At 59.6% G+C, this 17,325-nt stretch carries 12 protein-coding genes and 5 pseudogenes; 9 read left to right on the top strand and 8 right to left on the bottom strand.

Features of this window, described 5'->3' with window-relative positions; all coding sequences use genetic code 11:
* Nucleotides 1–301: 301 nt before the first annotated feature.
* The 5 genes from LQ232_RS15465 to LQ232_RS15445 form a co-directional block, all read right to left on the bottom strand.
* A complete protein-coding gene (locus tag LQ232_RS15465; RefSeq protein WP_230181232.1) occupies nt 302–1,768 on the bottom strand; it encodes an N-acetylmuramoyl-L-alanine amidase in 1,467 nt (488 codons plus the stop codon).
* Between the two features lie 64 nt (nt 1,769–1,832).
* The gene (locus LQ232_RS15460; RefSeq protein WP_230181231.1) at nt 1,833–2,330 is read right to left on the bottom strand and encodes a hypothetical protein; all 498 of its coding nucleotides are present in this window, start codon (nt 2,328–2,330) and stop codon (nt 1,833–1,835) included.
* 11 nt (nt 2,331–2,341) lie between these two features.
* Nucleotides 2,342–4,003: a hypothetical protein gene (locus LQ232_RS15455; protein ID WP_230181230.1), complete on the bottom strand. Its 1,662-nt coding sequence runs from the start codon at nt 4,001–4,003 to the stop codon at nt 2,342–2,344.
* Nucleotides 4,000–5,043 (bottom strand): caspase family protein, encoded by a 1,044-nt coding sequence (locus LQ232_RS15450; RefSeq protein WP_230181229.1) that lies wholly within the window; start codon nt 5,041–5,043, stop codon nt 4,000–4,002. Before LQ232_RS15450 ends, LQ232_RS15455 begins: the two co-directional genes overlap by 4 nt.
* Before the next feature lie 22 nt (nt 5,044–5,065).
* Nucleotides 5,066–5,767 carry a M12 family metallopeptidase gene (locus LQ232_RS15445; protein WP_230181228.1) on the bottom strand — a complete coding sequence of 234 codons (702 nt, stop codon included), beginning with the start codon at nt 5,765–5,767 and terminating at the stop codon, nt 5,066–5,068.
* Nucleotides 5,768–5,998: 231 nt separating this feature from the next.
* Here LQ232_RS15445 and LQ232_RS15440 point away from each other — a divergent pair, with 231 nt between their 5' ends.
* On the top strand, nt 5,999–7,234 hold the full coding sequence (locus LQ232_RS15440; RefSeq protein ID WP_230181227.1) for a hypothetical protein: 1,236 nt from the start codon (nt 5,999–6,001) through the stop codon (nt 7,232–7,234).
* 378 nt (nt 7,235–7,612) lie between these two features.
* Here the strand turns inward: LQ232_RS15440 and LQ232_RS15435 are convergent.
* Nucleotides 7,613–7,943 (bottom strand): annotated as a pseudogene (locus LQ232_RS15435) (DDE-type integrase/transposase/recombinase); the annotation flags it as partial.
* A 277-nt stretch (nt 7,944–8,220) separates the two neighbouring features.
* Nucleotides 8,221–8,913, bottom strand: a pseudogene (locus LQ232_RS15430) (transposase); the annotation flags it as partial.
* A gap of 126 nt (nt 8,914–9,039) precedes the next feature.
* Here LQ232_RS15430 and LQ232_RS15425 point away from each other — a divergent pair.
* A pseudogene (locus LQ232_RS15425) lies at nt 9,040–9,240 on the top strand (IS5/IS1182 family transposase); the annotation flags it as partial.
* Between the two features lie 25 nt (nt 9,241–9,265).
* Here LQ232_RS15425 and LQ232_RS15420 read toward each other — a convergent pair.
* Nucleotides 9,266–10,259: pseudogene (locus LQ232_RS15420) on the bottom strand (IS630 family transposase).
* Between the two features lie 80 nt (nt 10,260–10,339).
* Here LQ232_RS15420 and LQ232_RS15415 point away from each other — a divergent pair.
* The 7 genes and pseudogenes from LQ232_RS15415 to LQ232_RS15385 all read left to right on the top strand — a co-directional run.
* Nucleotides 10,340–10,467: pseudogene (locus LQ232_RS15415) on the top strand (IS5/IS1182 family transposase); the annotation flags it as partial.
* Nucleotides 10,468–10,702: 235 nt separating this feature from the next.
* On the top strand, nt 10,703–11,314 hold the full coding sequence (locus LQ232_RS15410; protein ID WP_230181226.1) for a hypothetical protein: 612 nt from the start codon (nt 10,703–10,705) through the stop codon (nt 11,312–11,314).
* A 15-nt stretch (nt 11,315–11,329) separates the two neighbouring features.
* Nucleotides 11,330–14,506, top strand: a complete 3,177-nt coding sequence (locus LQ232_RS15405) for an SUMF1/EgtB/PvdO family nonheme iron enzyme (protein WP_230181225.1) — start codon at nt 11,330–11,332, stop codon at nt 14,504–14,506.
* 32 nt (nt 14,507–14,538) lie between these two features.
* The gene (locus LQ232_RS15400; protein WP_230181224.1) at nt 14,539–15,198 is read left to right on the top strand and encodes a class I SAM-dependent methyltransferase; all 660 of its coding nucleotides are present in this window, start codon (nt 14,539–14,541) and stop codon (nt 15,196–15,198) included.
* A 31-nt stretch (nt 15,199–15,229) separates the two neighbouring features.
* Nucleotides 15,230–15,574 (top strand): DUF2000 family protein, encoded by a 345-nt coding sequence (locus tag LQ232_RS15395; RefSeq protein ID WP_230181223.1) that lies wholly within the window; start codon nt 15,230–15,232, stop codon nt 15,572–15,574.
* Complete coding sequence (locus tag LQ232_RS15390; protein ID WP_230181222.1) at nt 15,571–15,945, top strand: DUF2000 family protein; 375 nt, start codon at nt 15,571–15,573, stop codon at nt 15,943–15,945. The genes LQ232_RS15395 and LQ232_RS15390 overlap by 4 nt, the downstream gene beginning before the upstream one ends.
* Before the next feature lie 7 nt (nt 15,946–15,952).
* Nucleotides 15,953–17,311, top strand: coding sequence for a glutamine synthetase family protein (locus LQ232_RS15385; RefSeq protein WP_230181221.1), 1,359 nt, complete (start codon nt 15,953–15,955; stop codon nt 17,309–17,311).
* The last annotated feature ends 14 nt before the right edge of the window (nt 17,312–17,325 follow it).

The raw sequence follows: 17,325 nt of genomic DNA, 5'->3' as shown, positions 1-17,325 counted from the left end.
CACGGCACGCAGAAAGTGAGAGCCTAACAAGACGCACGCGACGATCAAAAGGGCTACGCAAACGGCTACGACTTCTCGCGGGACGAGATCTAGATGCCTCATGAAATATCGGCGCTAAGATGATGCTGAATCGCAGAGTACCTAGAGATGCGGCACGGGTGTCTGACAAATGTGGTCATGAGTCTGCAATGAGCAAAAGAAGTCAGTGCAGCAGAAGTGATTGGCGGTATTGCGGTTCCATGCGTTGCCTGATTTCGTGGCCGCGATGTACGCTTCTGCCCAATAGGCCATATATGCTGCATCAGCGTTTGGTGATCTTCAAGTCTGCAATGTAGTTCTTGGCATCCGCGTCGAGTTTGGCAATGACGTCGGCACGCCGGCGGGCGTAGAAGTCCTTGTTCAGAGTCATGCGCTGCGCGGCGGACCAGAACTGGACTTTGCGCGCACCCCATCCGAGGAAGAGAAAGCGTCGACGGCCGTCCACGGCATGAAAGTAGAAACTGCCGAGGGCCATCGACACAGCGCCATTCTCGGTACGCTGCACCGCTCCCAGTTGGAAGTTGCCACTGGACTGCACTGACGAATGGAAGTCAAACAGCACGATCGGACCGTCGTCTTCGGCCAGTTCTGACAACGCATCGACTGCCTGCTTCAGTACTGCGAGTTGGTTTTGCGTGGCCACGGCAGTGATGATGCCCAGTGCGGCCTGGTCCATGCGGAACTCACCTTCGTCCTGCTTGAAGAGAGAAAAACTGAATTGCTCGCTGGCCCATCCCAGGGCCTGCAGAACCTCGGTGTACTTCTGATACCAAAACTGAGTCTGAGTGAATCGGTCGAACATGCCGCTGGCCGCGCGCTGCGCAAGCTGCACAGAGTAGAGCACGTCGTTCTTATCCTCCTCGCTCACTCCTTCGACAAAAGAGAGCACGCCACCCATATTGATGCCGGCTGAATCCTTGGTCACCTGGGCATTTGCGGCACGGCGGATCGTCTTCTTGGCGGCGCTTGGGAGCGTGCCTGGTAGTGGCGGGGAGGGTGGCCACAGTGCCAAGTCGCGCACGTAAGCCTGCAGGCCCGTAGGCACGACGCCGTGGTCTGGCATGGTTGATGTGGTCTGTTGTGGGGCATGGCTGTTCGGTACCAGCCCGGCTGCGCGCTTGAGCGGCGCACGTGTTGGCACTGCTGGAGGGGGCGGGCTTATCAGCTTGCCGGCTGCGTCGAAGCTGGCCTCCATCAGGAAGCTGGCCTCGTCTTCTGTGTAGCCCGGGTCCCAATGCGAATTTTCTGGCACATGGCAGTGGCCGTAATGACCACTTTGGCTGTCCCAGGTGTTGACGCTCCGGTTGTGCTGGCCTGGGTCACGGCCGTTCTTGGCTGGCTTAGGCAGGCCTGCGGGCCAGATGTTGGGTACGCCATGGGTCTGCTCGATCCAGCGACACAGGCGCGCCAGGTTGATCAGCGCCTTTCGGTCCTTGGGGAGGTGCGCAAAGCCCACCAATTCGATTTGCACGGCAGAGTCACGGTTGGTCTGCACCCCGCCTACCTCGTTGCGAAGCGCCCGGGCACCCTCCGCAGTGTCGATGTGCTGGTAAATCGTCGTCGCATCGACGGTGAAGTGCGGATCCGAGCGATTGCGCTGGAAGGCGCTGAACGCGCCCTGCGCGTTACTGCCTTCTGTGGTGTGATGAATGATCTTGAATGGTCCGCCGAGATGTGGCCCTGATGAACCGGTGATGGGGCTCCAAAGGGAGAAAGGGCAACGTGCCATGGTTCGGAACTCCGTCGGTGGGTGTCAGTTAAATGGGATGGGTAGTCGGAGTGCGTCAGTTCTGTCAACGCGGTGGACCGGTCTTGGGCCGCACGATGCGCGAGTACGCTGGTACAACCGCAGGGGGCTCGGCTGCCGCGATGTCGATCGGTCCGAAACGTGTTTTCCAGGCTAGGGGCGACATCAGTACCAGTTCGAACGAATCGCGGCTTGTGGGTTCTCGCTGTTGAACGTCGAGTCGAAAGTTGGATGACGCTGCATTGCGCAGGGTGATGGGGCGATTCTGTGCATCTGCCCCAACCAAGAAGCCAAGCTGCCACTGCAATGGCACTTGCAGACGGGCGGTCTCGGCGGTGTCTGTGCAGGTCAGGACGACCATGGCTGGCCGGGGATTGTCGGAGAAGCCGAGCCAGAGTGCCTCGGTCGGCAAGCAGGCTATCGCCACGCCACCAGGGGTTGGCTGCCAGTGCGCCTCCGCCCAACTGCGCAACACCCCGCTGGGCGTCCAGTCGGTCAATCCAATGCGATGGAATGAAACCTTGATTCCTGCAACCGACCACACGTGCGTCCTTCTCAGTCATTCTTGATTCGTACGGCCAATTGCTGCATTGCACGCCCTACACTGTCCTGATCGATCGACAAGCTGCCGAGAACTGTGCCGAGGCGCTCCATCGCTGAGGCGGGAATGCGCAAGCTCATGACGTTGCTCTGGATGAATGCCTCGACGTCGAGCCCTTGCGGCTCACGCGGCTGTTCGAAAGTCGTGTCAAAGTCCGAGCCGGGCGGCAAGTGTCGCATTGCCGGCATGGAGGCTGGCAGCTCGGGCTGTTTGCTCCGTGACGCCGAGGCCATCACGTATTTCCGAGCGATCTTGGCGCTGGCTTGCTCGATGATCCCAGCGATGGATTGCATTGCTTGAGCATTTTCGAGTGAACGTTTCACGTTGTTCAGCAGTTCTTGCGCATAGTCAGAATCTGGCAGCCATTGCAGGAAGGCGAACGAGTCGGAAATCTGCAGCCTAGGGCCCCAGACGGTCTCGTCGAAGATGGCGCCTGCCGTGCGGGACATTGGCGATTCCATGACGTAGATCAAACTGTCGAGCGAACGCAGCAGCACAGGCGGAACACGCAAGTGCGCGCTTGTGCTGAGTGCGAAGAGAAAGCGCGCGGCCACCAAGTCGGGTGCATTGGCCAGCGGCCCGTTTTCGTGCTTCGCTAGCCAAGCGTGGAAGCGCTGGTGCAGGGCTTCTGTGTCGATCATCAGCGCCTCGTTTTGCGTGGCGCTCGATGAGCCATTGGGCTGCGAAGTCGAAGCTGACGCATCGTGAGGTAGTTGAGGCAGCCGTCCGAGCGAAGCCAGCGTGATTGAGGCGAGGTGCGCAGCGGCAAGCACCAGTAGCGGATCGATATCGTCGGGCAAAAGCAGCAAATCGAGCACAGGCTTGGTTAAAGGCAGGCCGCTGCGCGCGGCCAGTGCTGTGAAAACCTGGTCCGACAGACTTTGCAAGAACGCGGCGGGCGCGGCGCCGACACGTGTGAGGCGCAGGCGCAGGTAGTAGGGCATCGGCAGATCCACGCCTGCAGGTGCTCCGCAGGCCGTAGCCGGGTAGGCGGCCCACACCATCCAGTCGCCCCAGTGCGGCAGCACATGACTAACCTTTTGCGGTGCCGAGTCTTTGGATCCCGTGGTAGCCACATCGGCCGACGGTCGGGTTTGAGCGCTAGACTTGGTGCACACTGACCGAGTAACGTTGAAAACCGCAGGTCTGGACGCCGTGTCAAGGTTGAACAGTTGCCAGCTCCACACACCCACTCCACTCGGGTCGGGCACCAGACCTTCACGGAGCGCTGCCACGGCGCGGCCGTCACAATCGAGTGACACGCGGTCGGCAGCGGTCTGCTCGTCACGCCAGGGGCCCCGCAGCGCGATCAGCTGCCCTCCTGGCTGGAGGGGATGTGATCCGAGTGCGACGAGGACCTCAGGCGCGATGGCGAACGCCTGTTCGCCGAAGCTGGGCATCGTTGAACTAAGTTCGATGCTCTGCGATTCGTCGAGAAGCACCTCACGCGTCTCGACCGAGCGACCCATCGAGGCGCTGACTGTGTAAATGCCTTGTGGCAGATCGATGTCAAGCAGGTGCATTCCAGTGCCGACGCAGCGTGCCGCGCCATCCGTCACGCGGAACACGGCGCCGGCCGGGCCGGCGATGTGAAGGTGGTAAACGGCGCGGCTCACGGCAAAGCCTCTACTCGAGACACGACGCTGCCATCATCGGCGACCGTGGTCTTGAGTCGAATGGTCTTCTTCCAACCGTCGGTTGCGCAGCGCAACACGTATTTGCCGGCGAAGAGATTTGGCAGCATCGCGACGCCATCGGGCGCCGCCAGCACCGTGCCGCTCGGCTCAAGTTCTGCGTCAAGCACCTCGACGTTGGAGGGATCTCGCCCGTCCAGCAAGGAGGTCACGTCAGCGGCATTGACGGGGAGTCGGTCGAAGAGCAAGAACGCGTTCAGGTCGGCGTGCGCGTTGGGGTCCATCCATTCAACTGGCGTCTGCACGTGACCAGGCTTGACTTGCGCAGCGCGGATGACAACGTTCTCCTTAAGGTACGCGACGACATCGGCAGCAGTCACCTGGGCTGTGCCCGGCTTGCCAGCCGAGCCGCTCAGCGCTTCGAGCAGCACGTCGGTGAACACACCGCCAGTGGGGGTGTCCAGCGCCTGCTGTCCCGGTTTGCACGCCGCTACGACTAAAACACGCGGGGGCACCGGGCGCGCTGGCAGGTTCAGTGGTTGGAAGACCGGCAATGTGCCGGGTTGCCACTCATTGCAGCAGTCGAAGAAGCACAGGTACTCGTCGTAGACGGGTGCCCCCGTGAACTGCGGCACCCACCCGCTTGACAAGAACAAATCTGGCGCGGTAGTCGGCCAATGAGACGCGCAAAAGACCGCAGGCATCGCCGGGTTGGTGGGCACCGACATGCCGTGCGCCGAGGCGTAGAAGAACAATCGGTCCCGTGTCTTATGCAACCCGCTCACGAGCAACTGTTGCATTGTGGCCTCGATGCTCAGCCGATTCCATGGCAATGCATCGGCACCTGGGAGCGCGGGCGGCGGTGGGGGCCAAGTGAAATCCCTGATTGATACTCCTTCGGTGTTCGCCTGCAGCCATTTCTGCATGCGCTGGCTGTCGCGTGCTGCTCCGGGCAGTGCGCGCAGCAACCGGTTGCCGCTTGGATAGTCGGCCACACTGACAATCACGGCATCGGTTGGCATGTCGTACTAAGGGACGAGCCCGTCAGGGGTAAATCTCTCGGATGAACTGGATGTCTCCCTTGGAGAGATGATCCGACGGCGTGATGGCTTGTTGCCCATCGAGCCAACGAGCGGGAATCGTGTAGATCATGATGGACACTAGGTCGGGCTTGTCGGACATCACCACACGTTCATCTGAGTACTGCTCGAAGACGTTGTAGTCCACATCGTCCTTCGACCAATTGTTGGGATGTGACCCTAGGTCGCCATAGACCACGTCCTTCTTCCAGCGCAGCGTCAACTCAGGGTGGTTGTGCTCGTGCAGAAGGCCTAGAGAATGTCCGAACTCGTGCAGCACGACGCTGGAGAAGTCCTGGTCGTTGGTGGTCTCGGTGGCCCAACCCAGGTTCATCGTAGGTTGGGTTTTTTTCTCGGCCAGAGCGTCCTTGCCCACCATCGACCATGAACCACCTGCTTCGTCAAAACTGATGCGGATTTGGGCTGATTCGGGCTTGTCTGCGCGTTTGAAGACGAGGTTAGCGCCGCCCTCGTCGGGTGAGGTCCAGTGCAGGGCGGTTTCGAAGACTCGGTTTTGCAACTTCGTCGAGCCCTGTAAGAAGCCGATGAGTAGTTCCTGACCGGGCTGCCATAGCAGATTCTTGTCTGCCAGGCCTCTGGTTTCAACACCCGGCGGGCGCTTTTGCCGCGTTGCGCAGATCCATTGTCTTGCGTTGGCGTTCGACATCTTTACCTCCATGATCAACATATAGCGCGCGCCATCGGCACGTGCGTCGTCAAAGAATTCATCGAGATGGTAAGCGCGCTTCCCATGGCGTGCAGCCCCCTAACTTGGCAGGGGTTGACTTCGAAAAATGTATCGTGATGGGGACAGAGCCGTCTTGGGGGTTGTCAAGGCCCGAGTATTTCCCTGAGGATTACGCGGTGCGAACTAGCAGCAACTCAAGGGAGGTTCCTTATGGTCTCAACGAAAAAGACAGCGCCAGCGAAGAGTATCAAAGCCAGTACAAAAAAATTGCCCAAAAAAGCTGCACTAAATGTAGCAAAGACGGCGATAACAGCACCGGTTAAAACTGCGAAGGCGCAAAGCCAGCGAGCACATAACGCCACGGCACTAACGGCTGGCCTCGAAAAGAAGGTTCCTTCGACCGGGCCATTGACCCTGGCCGAAGCCAAGGCGTTGACGGCGGCCAAGCGGCCCAAGGCCATGGCGCGGCCAGTGGCTGCACTCATGGAGCCAGTGTTGGCAACGCCTCGCAGCGTCGCTGCCGAGCGCGAAAGCTTGCGTAAGGCACAAGATGCGGAAATCGTCCGCCGCGTGCGCGAGTACGAAGCGACGATGACAATCCTGAAACAGCGCGGCGTGCGCAGTTCTCTTCGGGCGCCTGTTCCAGCAGTCGCGGGTCGTGCCCCTAGGTCGCCTGCGACGGCACCAGCTGGGTTCGTGCCACTGCAAATCTTGGCAGAAGGAGATTCGTGGTTCGACTACCCGCCGTTTGCGATCAAGGGCGGCTTGGTACCCCGCCTGGAACGGCGCCTTGGCGTGCCGATTCTCAACCTCGCCAAGGCGGGCGACGAGGTGCGATTCATGCTGGGCGTTGAGCAGTACAAGCTGCTTGCAGAGCATCTGCAAAATGGTTGCCCTGCCGGGGGCGCGTGGGATGTGCTGCTGTTTTCTGGAGGTGGCAACGACATCGTCGATAATCCGATGGCACTATGGATCAAGGACTGGGATGCCACCCAGCCGCCAGAGTCGCACCTCCACACACTTCGTTTCGCTGCTGCGCTTTCGCTCGTGCGTGCGGGCTACGAGGACTTGATCGCGATGCGTGACCGGTTGAGCCCCACCACCAGCCTGGTGTTCCACGGCTACGACTTTGCAATACCAGACGGGAGGGGCGTGTGCTTTAACGCTTTAGGGCCATGGATGAAGCCCGCATTTGACTTGCGTGGCTTTCCTTCGCAAGAGGCCCGCGCAGCAGTTGTAAGGGTGATGCTTGCCACCTTTGCGATGGAAATACAGGCACTCGCCGGCGCTCATCCGCATGTCACCTTCGTGAACGGGCAAGGTTTGCTGCCCAACCTCGCAAGCTGGTGGCACAACGAACTCCACCCTTCTTCGGGCGGCTACGACGTTCACGCAGGAAATTTTTACGCATCGTTGAAGCAGCTATTTCCAACTCGCGTGGCGTGATTCGATGCGGGTTTGCGGGCCTGCTTCAGGACTGCTGAAGCTGCCGACTGAGATTCGCTAAAAGCAGCAGATTAATCTGGGCGAAAAAGCGCACTTGACCGAGCCCGAAGCCGGGGTGTTTGTAAGTCAGCTTCGCCGACTGAACTCAACGTTTTCGCCTGTGCTTGTCCCCTTTGCTTTTGGCAAGCGGATCATGACCATGCTGCTGGGTCCCGGAAGATTTGGTCAGTGCTGCAGGCGCCGGTGCGGAGATGGCCATCGGCGCTGGGACATTGCGCGAAGGAAGTTGCTGCCGCGTATTCTCCAACAGGAGACGTTCACTTGTCGCGTTGGCTGGCACGATGGTGCTGAACGTTGCCGGTAATTTCATGGAAGCCTGTCGTCCGATACGTGAGGTCGGCTATGGCTCTTGGCAACATCCAGATCGATCAGCAAGCTCGCCACCGGTTTGGAGCGCATGGCGGCGCCTCGATCGGCGTGCCAGGCGCCACGTCATGGCGTGAGACCGTCTCGGCAATGAGTTGCTGGGCCAGCTCGGCGCTCGCGCGCGGCGCCAACATCCAGCACACGACAAAGCGGCTGAAGGTGTTCAGGATCACGTAGAGGTGGAAGCACGTCCACTGGCTGGCCCTTTGAGTTTGGTGATGTCCCAGGACCAAACCTGGTTGGGTGCCACAGCCAGCAGTTCGGGCTTGGTGTCGGCCGGGTGAGCGGCGCCGAAGACCTTTATCACCCGGGTCAGTGCCGTATCAGTGCCTGCTCGCATGTCCAATGGTTCGACGGCCAGCAAGGCTGCATCGATTCGGATCACTTAAGCCAATCGCGCAAACACTGCGCGCAGGCAGCGTCGCCATTGAGTGGCCAGAACCTCAATGCAAATACCGGAGGCTGATGCGAGGGTAGAACGGTCCATGGGCTCGGCTGCAGGTGCCAGATTGATCGGCACAAATGCAGGTGCCTGAGCCATTGTCACAGCGCGTGCGGGTGCGCAGGCGCTTGAACTGGCGAGCGTGAGCGTAGCCCCCAGCCCTGCGCCGCAGCGTCTGGCCTTCTCGCTCAAAGGTCTGTTTGGGCAACAGCCCCAGCTTCTTGGCCATCTCGGCCAGTTGTCCGCGTGCGACCTCCAGCAAGCGGCTGTCCGTCGGATGGGCGATGGCCTTCTCCTGCACTGTGGTGTCGACGATGACGCGCTCGAACTCGCTCTTCTTGACAGCCTGGATGCGCACCGCCGTCTCGATGGTGGTCTTGAGCAATTGCTCGACCCCGGCCTTACCGAGCACACGTCTGAAGCGCCCGATCTGGCTGGGGTCACAGGGTATGCGAGGCTCGTAGTACTGCTGGCCGCTGAAGAAGCCAAACGCAGTTCTCGCTCCAGCGCTCGACCACCGACTCATCGCTCTCGTTGAAAGCGTGCTTGAGGTACAGCAGCGCCACCATCAGGCGGATGGGCAGACGCGGGCGTCCAGCAGCGCTAAGGCCACCGCGGCAACCACGACGGCGGTGGGGCCGAACATATCGGCTTCCAGCTTCATGCTGCCCGTGCGCGCCTTGCGTGCAAACGACGGCGCCCGGGACTTCTCGATCTCGGTCCACGGCATCCGTGTGGCCAGCACGGCCAGCGGGTGGCGCAGGTCGATCATGGTGTCCAGCCGGGCGCGAAAGAAGTCGGGCGTGCTCATCTGTTCAGATTCTCAAAACGCCCAGAAACTGAGTGCCATTGAACCGAAAATCCAGAGTTCTGACCATCCCCGATTGCACGACTCGCCCTGTATTCATCGGGGGTGTGGTGGTTTTGCAAGGCCGACGAAGTCAACGCCTTCGGCGATGCGGGCTACCAGGGGGGCGCCAAACGGCCAGACGCCAAGCCAGAAGTGCAATGGCAAATTGCCATGCGTCCAGGCTTGCGGGCACTCGACAAGGACAGCCCGCAGGGCAAACTGGTCGATCAGATCGAGCGCGTCAAGGCACAGATCCGGGCCAAGGTCGAGCACCCGTTCCGCGTGATTATTGAGCTTTCCCTAAATGGCGACATCACCAGAGCCCTGCTTGAACCCAGCACGCCGCAATGATGGAGGGGCGTTGTTGCGCACTCTTGAGTTTGTTGCGGGCGGTGACGTTGAGTTCGTCAAGGTTGGCTGGGCAGAAGTTGGCCAAGGCATGGCGCTTGAGCCAGGCCCACAGGAACTCGACAGGATTCAAGTCCGGCGAGTACGGCGGCAGGAATGCCATCTGCACGGCCCCGTCGGTGGAGTCCAGGTACTCGCGCACAAGCTTGCTGCGATGGGCCTTCAGTTCGTCCCAGATGATCAGCAGTGGTTGCTTCAAATGAGCACGCAGCGCCTTGAGGAACTCGACGTGCTGTTCCTTCTTGATCGAGCCCTCGTGCAGGCGAAACAGGCAGTTCGTTCGACTGAGCCCAGCGATGACGGAGATGTGGTTCCAATTGAAGTGGAACTGGATGACTGGCGTCTGCCCCTTGGGCGCCCAGGTGCGCACCCGCGTGGGCCTCTCGCTCAGGCCAGACTCGTCGATGAAGACGATCAGTCGGCCTTCACGCTTGGCTTTTTTTTGAGCGCAGGCCATGTCTTGCTCTTCCAGGTCTGCACAGCATCTTCGTCTCGCTCGATGGCTCGGCGCTCAGGCTTTTGCACGGAGAACCCCAGGCCGCCCAGGATGCGCCAGATTTGCGTCTGGCCAAACTTGACGCCGTACAGGCGTCTATGAGTACGCCTACGCGCTTGAGCGTCCACAGTTCGGTGCCAAAGCCGTACTCGGTGGGCTTGTCCAACAACGCGCGCGCCAGTGCCTGTAGTTGGGCGTCATCCAGGCGTGCCGGTCGGCCTCGCGTAGGCATCGCTCGCAAGGCATCAATGCCACCCTCATCGAGCAACGCTTTCCACGTGTACACGGTCTGCCGTGCCACGCCTACAGCGAGTGCCACCTGCGCTGGCGTCTTGCTCGTCAGCAGCATTCGCCCTGCACGCACGCGCCGCTTTACCGTTTCATCCAATCGCTTTGTCACCATGCCATGCACCCAATACTTGCCAAGTATTGCTACAACGCACGAATGGCTCAGCGGTTGTCATGATTTACGGAAATCTCAATAAGCGTCAGTTCGGGCGCGTGAAGTCCGCTATCGCGGCTTGGCAAAAAACACGGCTCAGTTCCATACGTTGTTTGCGCTGTCCAACCTGTGGACGGCGCGTTGGCAGTTGTTGATAGCCCTGGCATGAGTGCGTCCAAATGGACCGGGATGGGGCGATTGCTGACCAACCATCCGCAAAAAAGGCCGGTTTGCCGCCGCAATCGCCACTTCAGGCACCTCTCGTGCAGTCAGCACTCATTTGTGCAGACCTTCCCTAGAAGAAAACTTAAATCTATTGACGAGCGCGTAGGATTGCTCAGACACTTTCTACCATATTGGCGGATATGGCAAAGTGCTTCAAATTGACCAATAGGGAGAAATTCATGTTTCGGTCACTGGATCAATCGATTGCGGACTCAGTCAATGGGTATTTGAAGGAAACGCACCCAGACACATCAGAAGTGCCTATCCTGGAAGCACCCTCTACCTGGCGCCTATGTAACATCCTGGCAGACTTCGGACTGGCGCAGAGTACGTCCACTGGTGTATCGACACGCCAGATCGGACCCTTTCGCCTGGCCATTGTCGAAGACGCGCCCCGAGACATCAATTCATTAGTTGTCTCTGTTATTCCGATTGCATTACAGGCAGCAGTTGGAGCAAACGTGTTACCCGTGGCTGGCTATATCGCAGCGCTGACATTCGCGTTCCGGATCCTTGGGGCAACGTTGTCCTCAGGCTGCCTCGTTGAGGATCGACTAGAGTGGCAGGTGCTGCTCTGGCTGAAGGCTGCCAATGAGGAATCGCCTGCGCGCTTTCCGACTGCAGTTGAAACGTTGGCCTACGTTCGCCAAGGTTCAGGGAACCAAGCTACTGCGGAAAGTGACGTGCAGGCAGCCCTCGGTGCGCTGCAACGTAAAAGGCCCTTGTGGGGCGATAAGCAGATTGCCTTGATCCAGCTGCGGCCGGCTGGCGGCTTCCAGGTGCTGGTCTGACTGGTTCGCCTGGCCATGTCTGAGCTGACCGACCTACAGCGACTGCGGGCCGCAAGTGCGGAGATGCTGGGCCCATCGTCGGTCGCAGAAGAAGTCCTAGCTAGCTTGGGCACGGCTTTTCTCATCGACTTGCGCGATCCCTCGGACGCCGAGCGAAAGTTCGCGATCACCGCCCATCATTGTGTGGCCGAAGCACATGCGCTAGGCCAGGACGCCGACATGCGACTGCGCTTTGACCATCGCACGGTCGGGGTTAGGTGTGTGGTTGGTGTTGACTCCTACTTGACCGGTGGCGATATCGCTATCCTTGAGTTATCAGAGGATCCTTTGCTCGAACCTTTGCCCTGCGCAATGTGGGACTTGGAAGAGTTGTCGCGCGCCACTTTCTTGGTTCGCGGATGTGCCAGCGGAATGCGGACGCAGTTCTCAAATCTTTGGGGGCGGGTGGCCGGTGTGGAATCACTGCGCTCGGATGATGCAGCTGCCGATCGCATCGACATGCTGGAATTGGCAGCGGAGGTCTTCACGCACGAGCAACTCCGTGGTATCTCCGGTGCACCCGTTTGTATTTTTTCACACGAGCAGGAGGAGGCCGGCCTTTTTGTCGTTGGCCTCACGCGCGAAGTAGGTGATCGCCGAAGCGCCAGCGGCAGATTTTATGGCACGCCGCTGGAGCGGATGGCGCGGCTGTGCCACCGCATTGGGCTGACGTTAGCCTTTACTCGCGAGTCGGGCAGGCCCCTGCAAGGCACTAGTGAGCTGCGCCCTCGGCCAGCGCCACTCGACCAAGCAGCAAAGATGGTTCGCACCTTTGCCGGCAGTCTTGTCGACGCATGGCAAAGCAAGACCTCACCAATTCTCCCGGTCGGTGTCGCGCTACCTTCGGTCGCCGTTGACATTTGCATTCGCGATACCGCTGGCGCGTTACCCCGACTTAGCTCCGGATACCAGCGCGACCTGTCCCCGCTCGCGCTCAGAGAGAAGCTAACTTTGGCCGATTTGATCCGCAAGCGCCGCACGCGCCGCGCTTTCGTGCTTGGCGATCCGGGAAGTGGTAAGACGACCATGCTACAGATGGAAGCTGCGAGGCTGGGTGCTTTAGCACGTGAAGGCTCGGGCGAGCTTCCGGTTCTGCTGTCGCTCGCGGAGTTCGAGGCTAGTCACATCCGTGATGTCTCCTGGTCTTTGGAGGACGCGGTAGAAGCACTCGGCAAAGGACTGTCTATTCAGGGCATGTGGAGCGTGGTCTCCCGGTATCTGGACGAAGGCCGGCTCGTCCTACTGCTCGACGGATTTGACGAGGTTACAGAGTTTCGCCGTGACGAATTGCTGCTCCGCCTATTGAGCCAGTTGGCTCGTCATGAAGGGAACGTCGCCATCGTCGCATCACGCAAGGTCGGTTTTCGAGCTGCGCCGGAGTTCTCGGTCTGGGAAATTGCCCCCTTCCGGCACGACCAGCAAAGAAGCCTGCTCCTGCCGATTTGTGGCCCGGTCCGCTGCGCTTTCTTGCTGCGCAGCATCGCTGGAAATCCCGACCTGCGTGACCTAGCCGGCATGCCGCTTACGTTGTCGCTGCTTGGGCTTCTGGCCAATGAGGAGGAGGGCGAATTGGGCGTGACCCTGGACAAGCGCTCAGCCCTGTTCGAGACCGCCGTGCAGATGCTTCTCGAAGGACGACATAGGGGCGGTCGCGGTATGCGCAATCCAGAAGCTGCAGAAGGCATCCTGGCGCAGCTCAGCTATGACCTGCATGCAGCCGATTCGCGGGCACCATCTGAGGTCTATACGGGGCGGCAGATCGAATCGCTACTAGTGTCATCCTCCGGCCCTGCCTTGCGACAAGCAGGTTGGCAAGGCGCGCGCGACTATCTAGCGGAGCTCACTTCCAACACGGGCCTGCTGCTACCGGTCGACGCATTAAGGCGTGCCTTTCGCTACCTACATCGCGGTTTTAGAGAATATCTCTGCGCTCGGGCGCTGAGCAGCCTTTCGTTGGTAGAAATCGAAGAGTTTGTTCGTGATCGTGTGGACGATCCGCAATGGGCCGAGGTGCTCGTCTTCTACGCAGGGATGTCAGCGCTACCTTCGCGATACGTTCTTGAACTGCTCCGCGGCCCGCCAGGACTCGCTTTGCGGGCACTGGCCGAAGTCAGTCATGTTGATTCGGTCACCGCGTTGCAGATCCTGCAACTGCCCGACACCACCGACATGCACCAGCGTCAGACACTGTTTGAGCAGTTGGAGAGCCTGCTTGCACCCAATGAACTCATTGGCGTGCTGCGTACCTACCACGAGGCGATGGGAAGCGCTATCCCGAGAGGTGACCTCCACTTCATTCGACAAGCATGCTTGCGCTCGGGCGGCAGTCGAGTCAGCACTTTGTTGGCCGATCTATTCAAGCACATCCCTCCGCCGCCAGACGACTTGTTCGATCCGATTGATCTCGGTTCGGATAGGCTGCCGTATTGGTGCGAGGTGCCGGCCGGCCCATTCGAACTCGGGGCTGCAGCGGACGACCCGCTGAAGCCACCCTGGGTTTGCGTCAGCTTGCGTGCGGACCTACCTAAGTTCCGCATCGGCCGGGTCGCCATTACTAACCGCATCTATAGTCACTTCGACCCAGCATTGCAGGCGCCAGCCTTGTTTGTTGAAGCGGCAGACGGGGCGTCGCTGGCCGAGCATCCAGCCGTCGGCATCAGCTGGTTCGAGGCGGACATCTTCTGCCGGTGGGCATCGCAACGCTTTCCTGGCATTCGTCTGCCAACTGAGTTGGAGTGGGAAAAAGCGGCCAGTTGGGATGCCTCCAGCGACCGCAAGTATCGTTACCCTTGGGGCGACGACTGGAACCCTTCGCTGTTGAACAGCTGGGAGTCTGGACCTGGCATGACAACACCGGTCGGCATGTACCCAGGTGGCGCTTCGCCCTGTGGCGCACTTGATATGGCGGGCAACGTGTGGGAGTGGTGTGCCAATTGCTTTATCGATATTGCAGACCTAGAAATCGTTGCGAGGCGAGGCGGCCGATTCCCAGAGTTCACTGGTGAGCAGGGCTTGAGGCGTGTTGACAGGGGAGGCGGTTGGTACCATGATGTGGGCGCCCCGGCGACCTTCTTGCGAGCGGCCGACGATCCTGCTGATAGGTTCGAGCATTGCGGCCTCCGCGTCGTCCAGGATGATTCGGCAGCGTCATAGTACTGTCATAAATGAATTCGGGAGAGGCGGTAATGGATGTCTATTCAGGCTGGGAATCCTATTACGTTAATGCTAGTGCTGCAGCCTGGAAGGACGAGCCGGATGCGGCGGTGCTCGACCTACAGCGAAGGGTAGGTTCAATTAATTCGCCTCATGTGGCTGACATGGGTTGCGGCGATGGCCGGAACCTCTGGCCTTGGCTCATGCGCCCGTGCACGGTTGCTTGCATTGACATGTCCGCCACGGCACTGCAGCGCATTGCCAAGCGCTGTCAGGATGAGAACATTTCCCTGCCCACTTTACTGAAGAGCGACATGAGCTGTACGCCGCTGAGCAGCGATCAATTCGATGTGGTGCAGTGCTATGACGCCTTGCCCCAGATCGTCGACCCAGCGGAGGGCATGGCTGAAGCGAGGCGCATCCTCCGGCTTGGCGGGCTCTATGGCTTCAATGTCTTTACCCCAGGCGACGCGGCCTTTGGTGAGGGCGAGAGGGTAGGGGAGAATGCGTATCTCTTCAACAATACGCTGTTCCGCTTTTTCGAACACGGCGACGTCGAGCGACTGTTGCCGAAAGGACTGCGCGTGATCGACAGCGTCAAACGCCGGTGGACCGACCCGCCGCATATTCCATTTCGGCCGACAGTGCACGAACACGAGGCGTATTTCTTTGTGTGTAAAAAGGTTGCTTGACGATAGGGGCACTATGTACTCGATACTTGCAATGGTCGATGGCGACAAGCCATTCGGTGTAGTCGTCAACGGTTTGGCACATGCCTGCGTCGGCATGGGAGCCCAGCTGAAGCAGAGCAACACGCCGCTGCGCGTCGTTAGATGCTCGCAGCAGCAGTTGCGCGACTCGCGTGAGAGTGCCCGTTCACAGGGGCTGATGCTTGTCGACTTCACACAGACCATGACCGGCGACACCTATGTCGAGCAACTGCAACGCACCAAGGCCAGTGCTTCGGAAGAACTCGAGTACTACGCCGTTTTGGTCGCTGGTCAAGCTGAACAGGTGGCGGCGCTGGCTCCCACGTCAAACTTGTCAGCCGAAGGCGTAACGTTATGAGTGGCGAAGCTACGACGCACAAGTTTACCCTCGCGCTGCGCAAGAATTCAGATGAGCAGCTTCTCTTAGAGGCAGCTGCTAACGCAGCGTTGGCGTTAGGCGGGAGCGCGAAAGCCGAAGATGTCGTGCACATGCACCTGCTCGAATTCGAAGACGCAAGCGGATGGTGCCATGCCAATATCTCCGCGCTTTCGCTGATTGTGATGAAAGCCAAGGTCGGCGAACTGAACAGGCTGCAGGACAGTGCCGTTGAATCTAGTCTTCTCATGAGAGTGCATAAGGATTCTGCGGGCGACCCACTGGCCGTTATCGTGTTCGGAGAGAAGGTGTTAGTCAACCCTATGACCTCAAAGCTTTCGCTCTGGCGGTAACTCGCCCATGGGAAACGGCGAGAATCAAGCCCGGGAGTTGCTCGACTCAGGCCACATCCATACAGTTATTGTTGCGAGCATCGACCTGCAAGGGCGGCCGTTCGGCAAGCGGCTGTCGTCACAGGAATTCCTTCGTGTTCTGGAGGTCGGTACCAACGTGTCTTCATGCGCGCTGGGATGGGATTTCTCGCAGTCTGTCGGCATGCAGGTCTCCTTCACCGGCTATCACACCGGTTGGCACGACATTCGGCTCGTGCCCGACCTTGCGACTCTACGCCGGCTGGCGTGGCTTGACGGTACGGCCTTTGCATTCGGAGATCTGTTTGAGATAGGCGGTAAGAACGAGATATCAATCGCGCCGCGGACCATCCTCAGGCGTCAGCAGGCAGCGCTTGCGAGTGCCGGCCGCTTTGCCCAGGTCGGGACGGAGTTAGAGTTCTTCCTGTTCGAGGGCGACTATGAGTCCAGCCGGAGCCGATCCTGGCGTGAACTGAAGCCAACGCCCGGTGTTCGGTCCCAAGACCTGATCAACCGTGCCACCAATTCGCTCGAGCCGTTTTTCAGGCAATTGCGCAGCAGCCTGATCGAAAGCGGGATTGAAGTCGCCTTCTCACGTTCCGAGTGGGGCCGTGGGCAATGGGAAATCAACATCCATCATCACAATCCGATGGAGATGGCGGACCGCCAATGCCTTTTGAAGATGGCCTGCAAAGACATCGCGCATGCCTTTGGCCTTAGCGCAAGTTTCATGGCTCGGCCCTCTGCGGCCGACGTCGGGTCTTCCTGCCACGTGCATTGCTCGCTACACGATGCAAACGGACTCAACCTGCTGCGCGAAGGCTCGGTTGACACCAACCCTCTATTGCGCCACGCCATCGGTGGTGTTCTTACTCATCTTCCTGACCTGATGCTTTGGTATGCGCCCACCATCAATTCATATCGCCGCACGGCCAGCAAACAATTCGCGGGCAATGGGAGAACCTGGGGCATAGACAACCGCACCACCACCTGCCGCGTCTGCGGTGACGGCACGGACGCTCGGCGTTTCGAGTTCCGTGTTCCTGGCGCCGATGCCAACCCGCATCTACTACTGGCTGCCGTACTGGCTGCGACTGAGGAGGGCCTGCGGCGACGACTGGATCCTGGACCGCGATGCGAAGGTGATGCCTATGCTCAGGCTCAAGAGGAAGTCCTGCCGACCGCGTTGGAGCATGCCATCCGTCATTTTGAACAAAGCGACTTCACACGCAATTGTTTCGGCGAGCAAGTTGTTCATCACTACTCGGAGCATGCGAGGTTCGAGGTTGCGGAGTTCAATTCATCTGTTACAGATTGGGAATTGGAGCGCTATTTCGAAAGCGTTTGAACAAGGAAGGGGAG

It is taken from the genome of Aquabacterium sp. CECT 9606 (assembly GCF_918741295.1).
GTDB lineage: Bacteria > Pseudomonadota > Gammaproteobacteria > Burkholderiales > Burkholderiaceae_C > Aquabacterium.
Note: the sequence above shows the minus strand (reverse complement) of the source record. Positions and strands in the feature narration are given on the sequence as shown.

Coding starts and splice junctions, on each gene's coding strand:
- LQ232_RS15395 (WP_230181223.1), top strand. CDS start 15,230: ATGGTCGATGGCGACAAGCCATTCGGTGTAGTCGTCAACGGTTTGGCA.
- LQ232_RS15385 (WP_230181221.1), top strand. CDS start 15,953: ATGGGAAACGGCGAGAATCAAGCCCGGGAGTTGCTCGACTCAGGCCAC.
- LQ232_RS15400 (WP_230181224.1), top strand. CDS start 14,539: ATGGATGTCTATTCAGGCTGGGAATCCTATTACGTTAATGCTAGTGCT.
- LQ232_RS15440 (WP_230181227.1), top strand. CDS start 5,999: ATGGTCTCAACGAAAAAGACAGCGCCAGCGAAGAGTATCAAAGCCAGT.
- LQ232_RS15410 (WP_230181226.1), top strand. CDS start 10,703: ATGTTTCGGTCACTGGATCAATCGATTGCGGACTCAGTCAATGGGTAT.
- LQ232_RS15465 (WP_230181232.1), bottom strand. CDS start 1,768: ATGGCACGTTGCCCTTTCTCCCTTTGGAGCCCCATCACCGGTTCATCA.
- LQ232_RS15445 (WP_230181228.1), bottom strand. CDS start 5,767: ATGTCGAACGCCAACGCAAGACAATGGATCTGCGCAACGCGGCAAAAG.
- LQ232_RS15405 (WP_230181225.1), top strand. CDS start 11,330: ATGTCTGAGCTGACCGACCTACAGCGACTGCGGGCCGCAAGTGCGGAG.
- LQ232_RS15390 (WP_230181222.1), top strand. CDS start 15,571: ATGAGTGGCGAAGCTACGACGCACAAGTTTACCCTCGCGCTGCGCAAG.
- LQ232_RS15450 (WP_230181229.1), bottom strand. CDS start 5,043: ATGCCAACCGATGCCGTGATTGTCAGTGTGGCCGACTATCCAAGCGGC.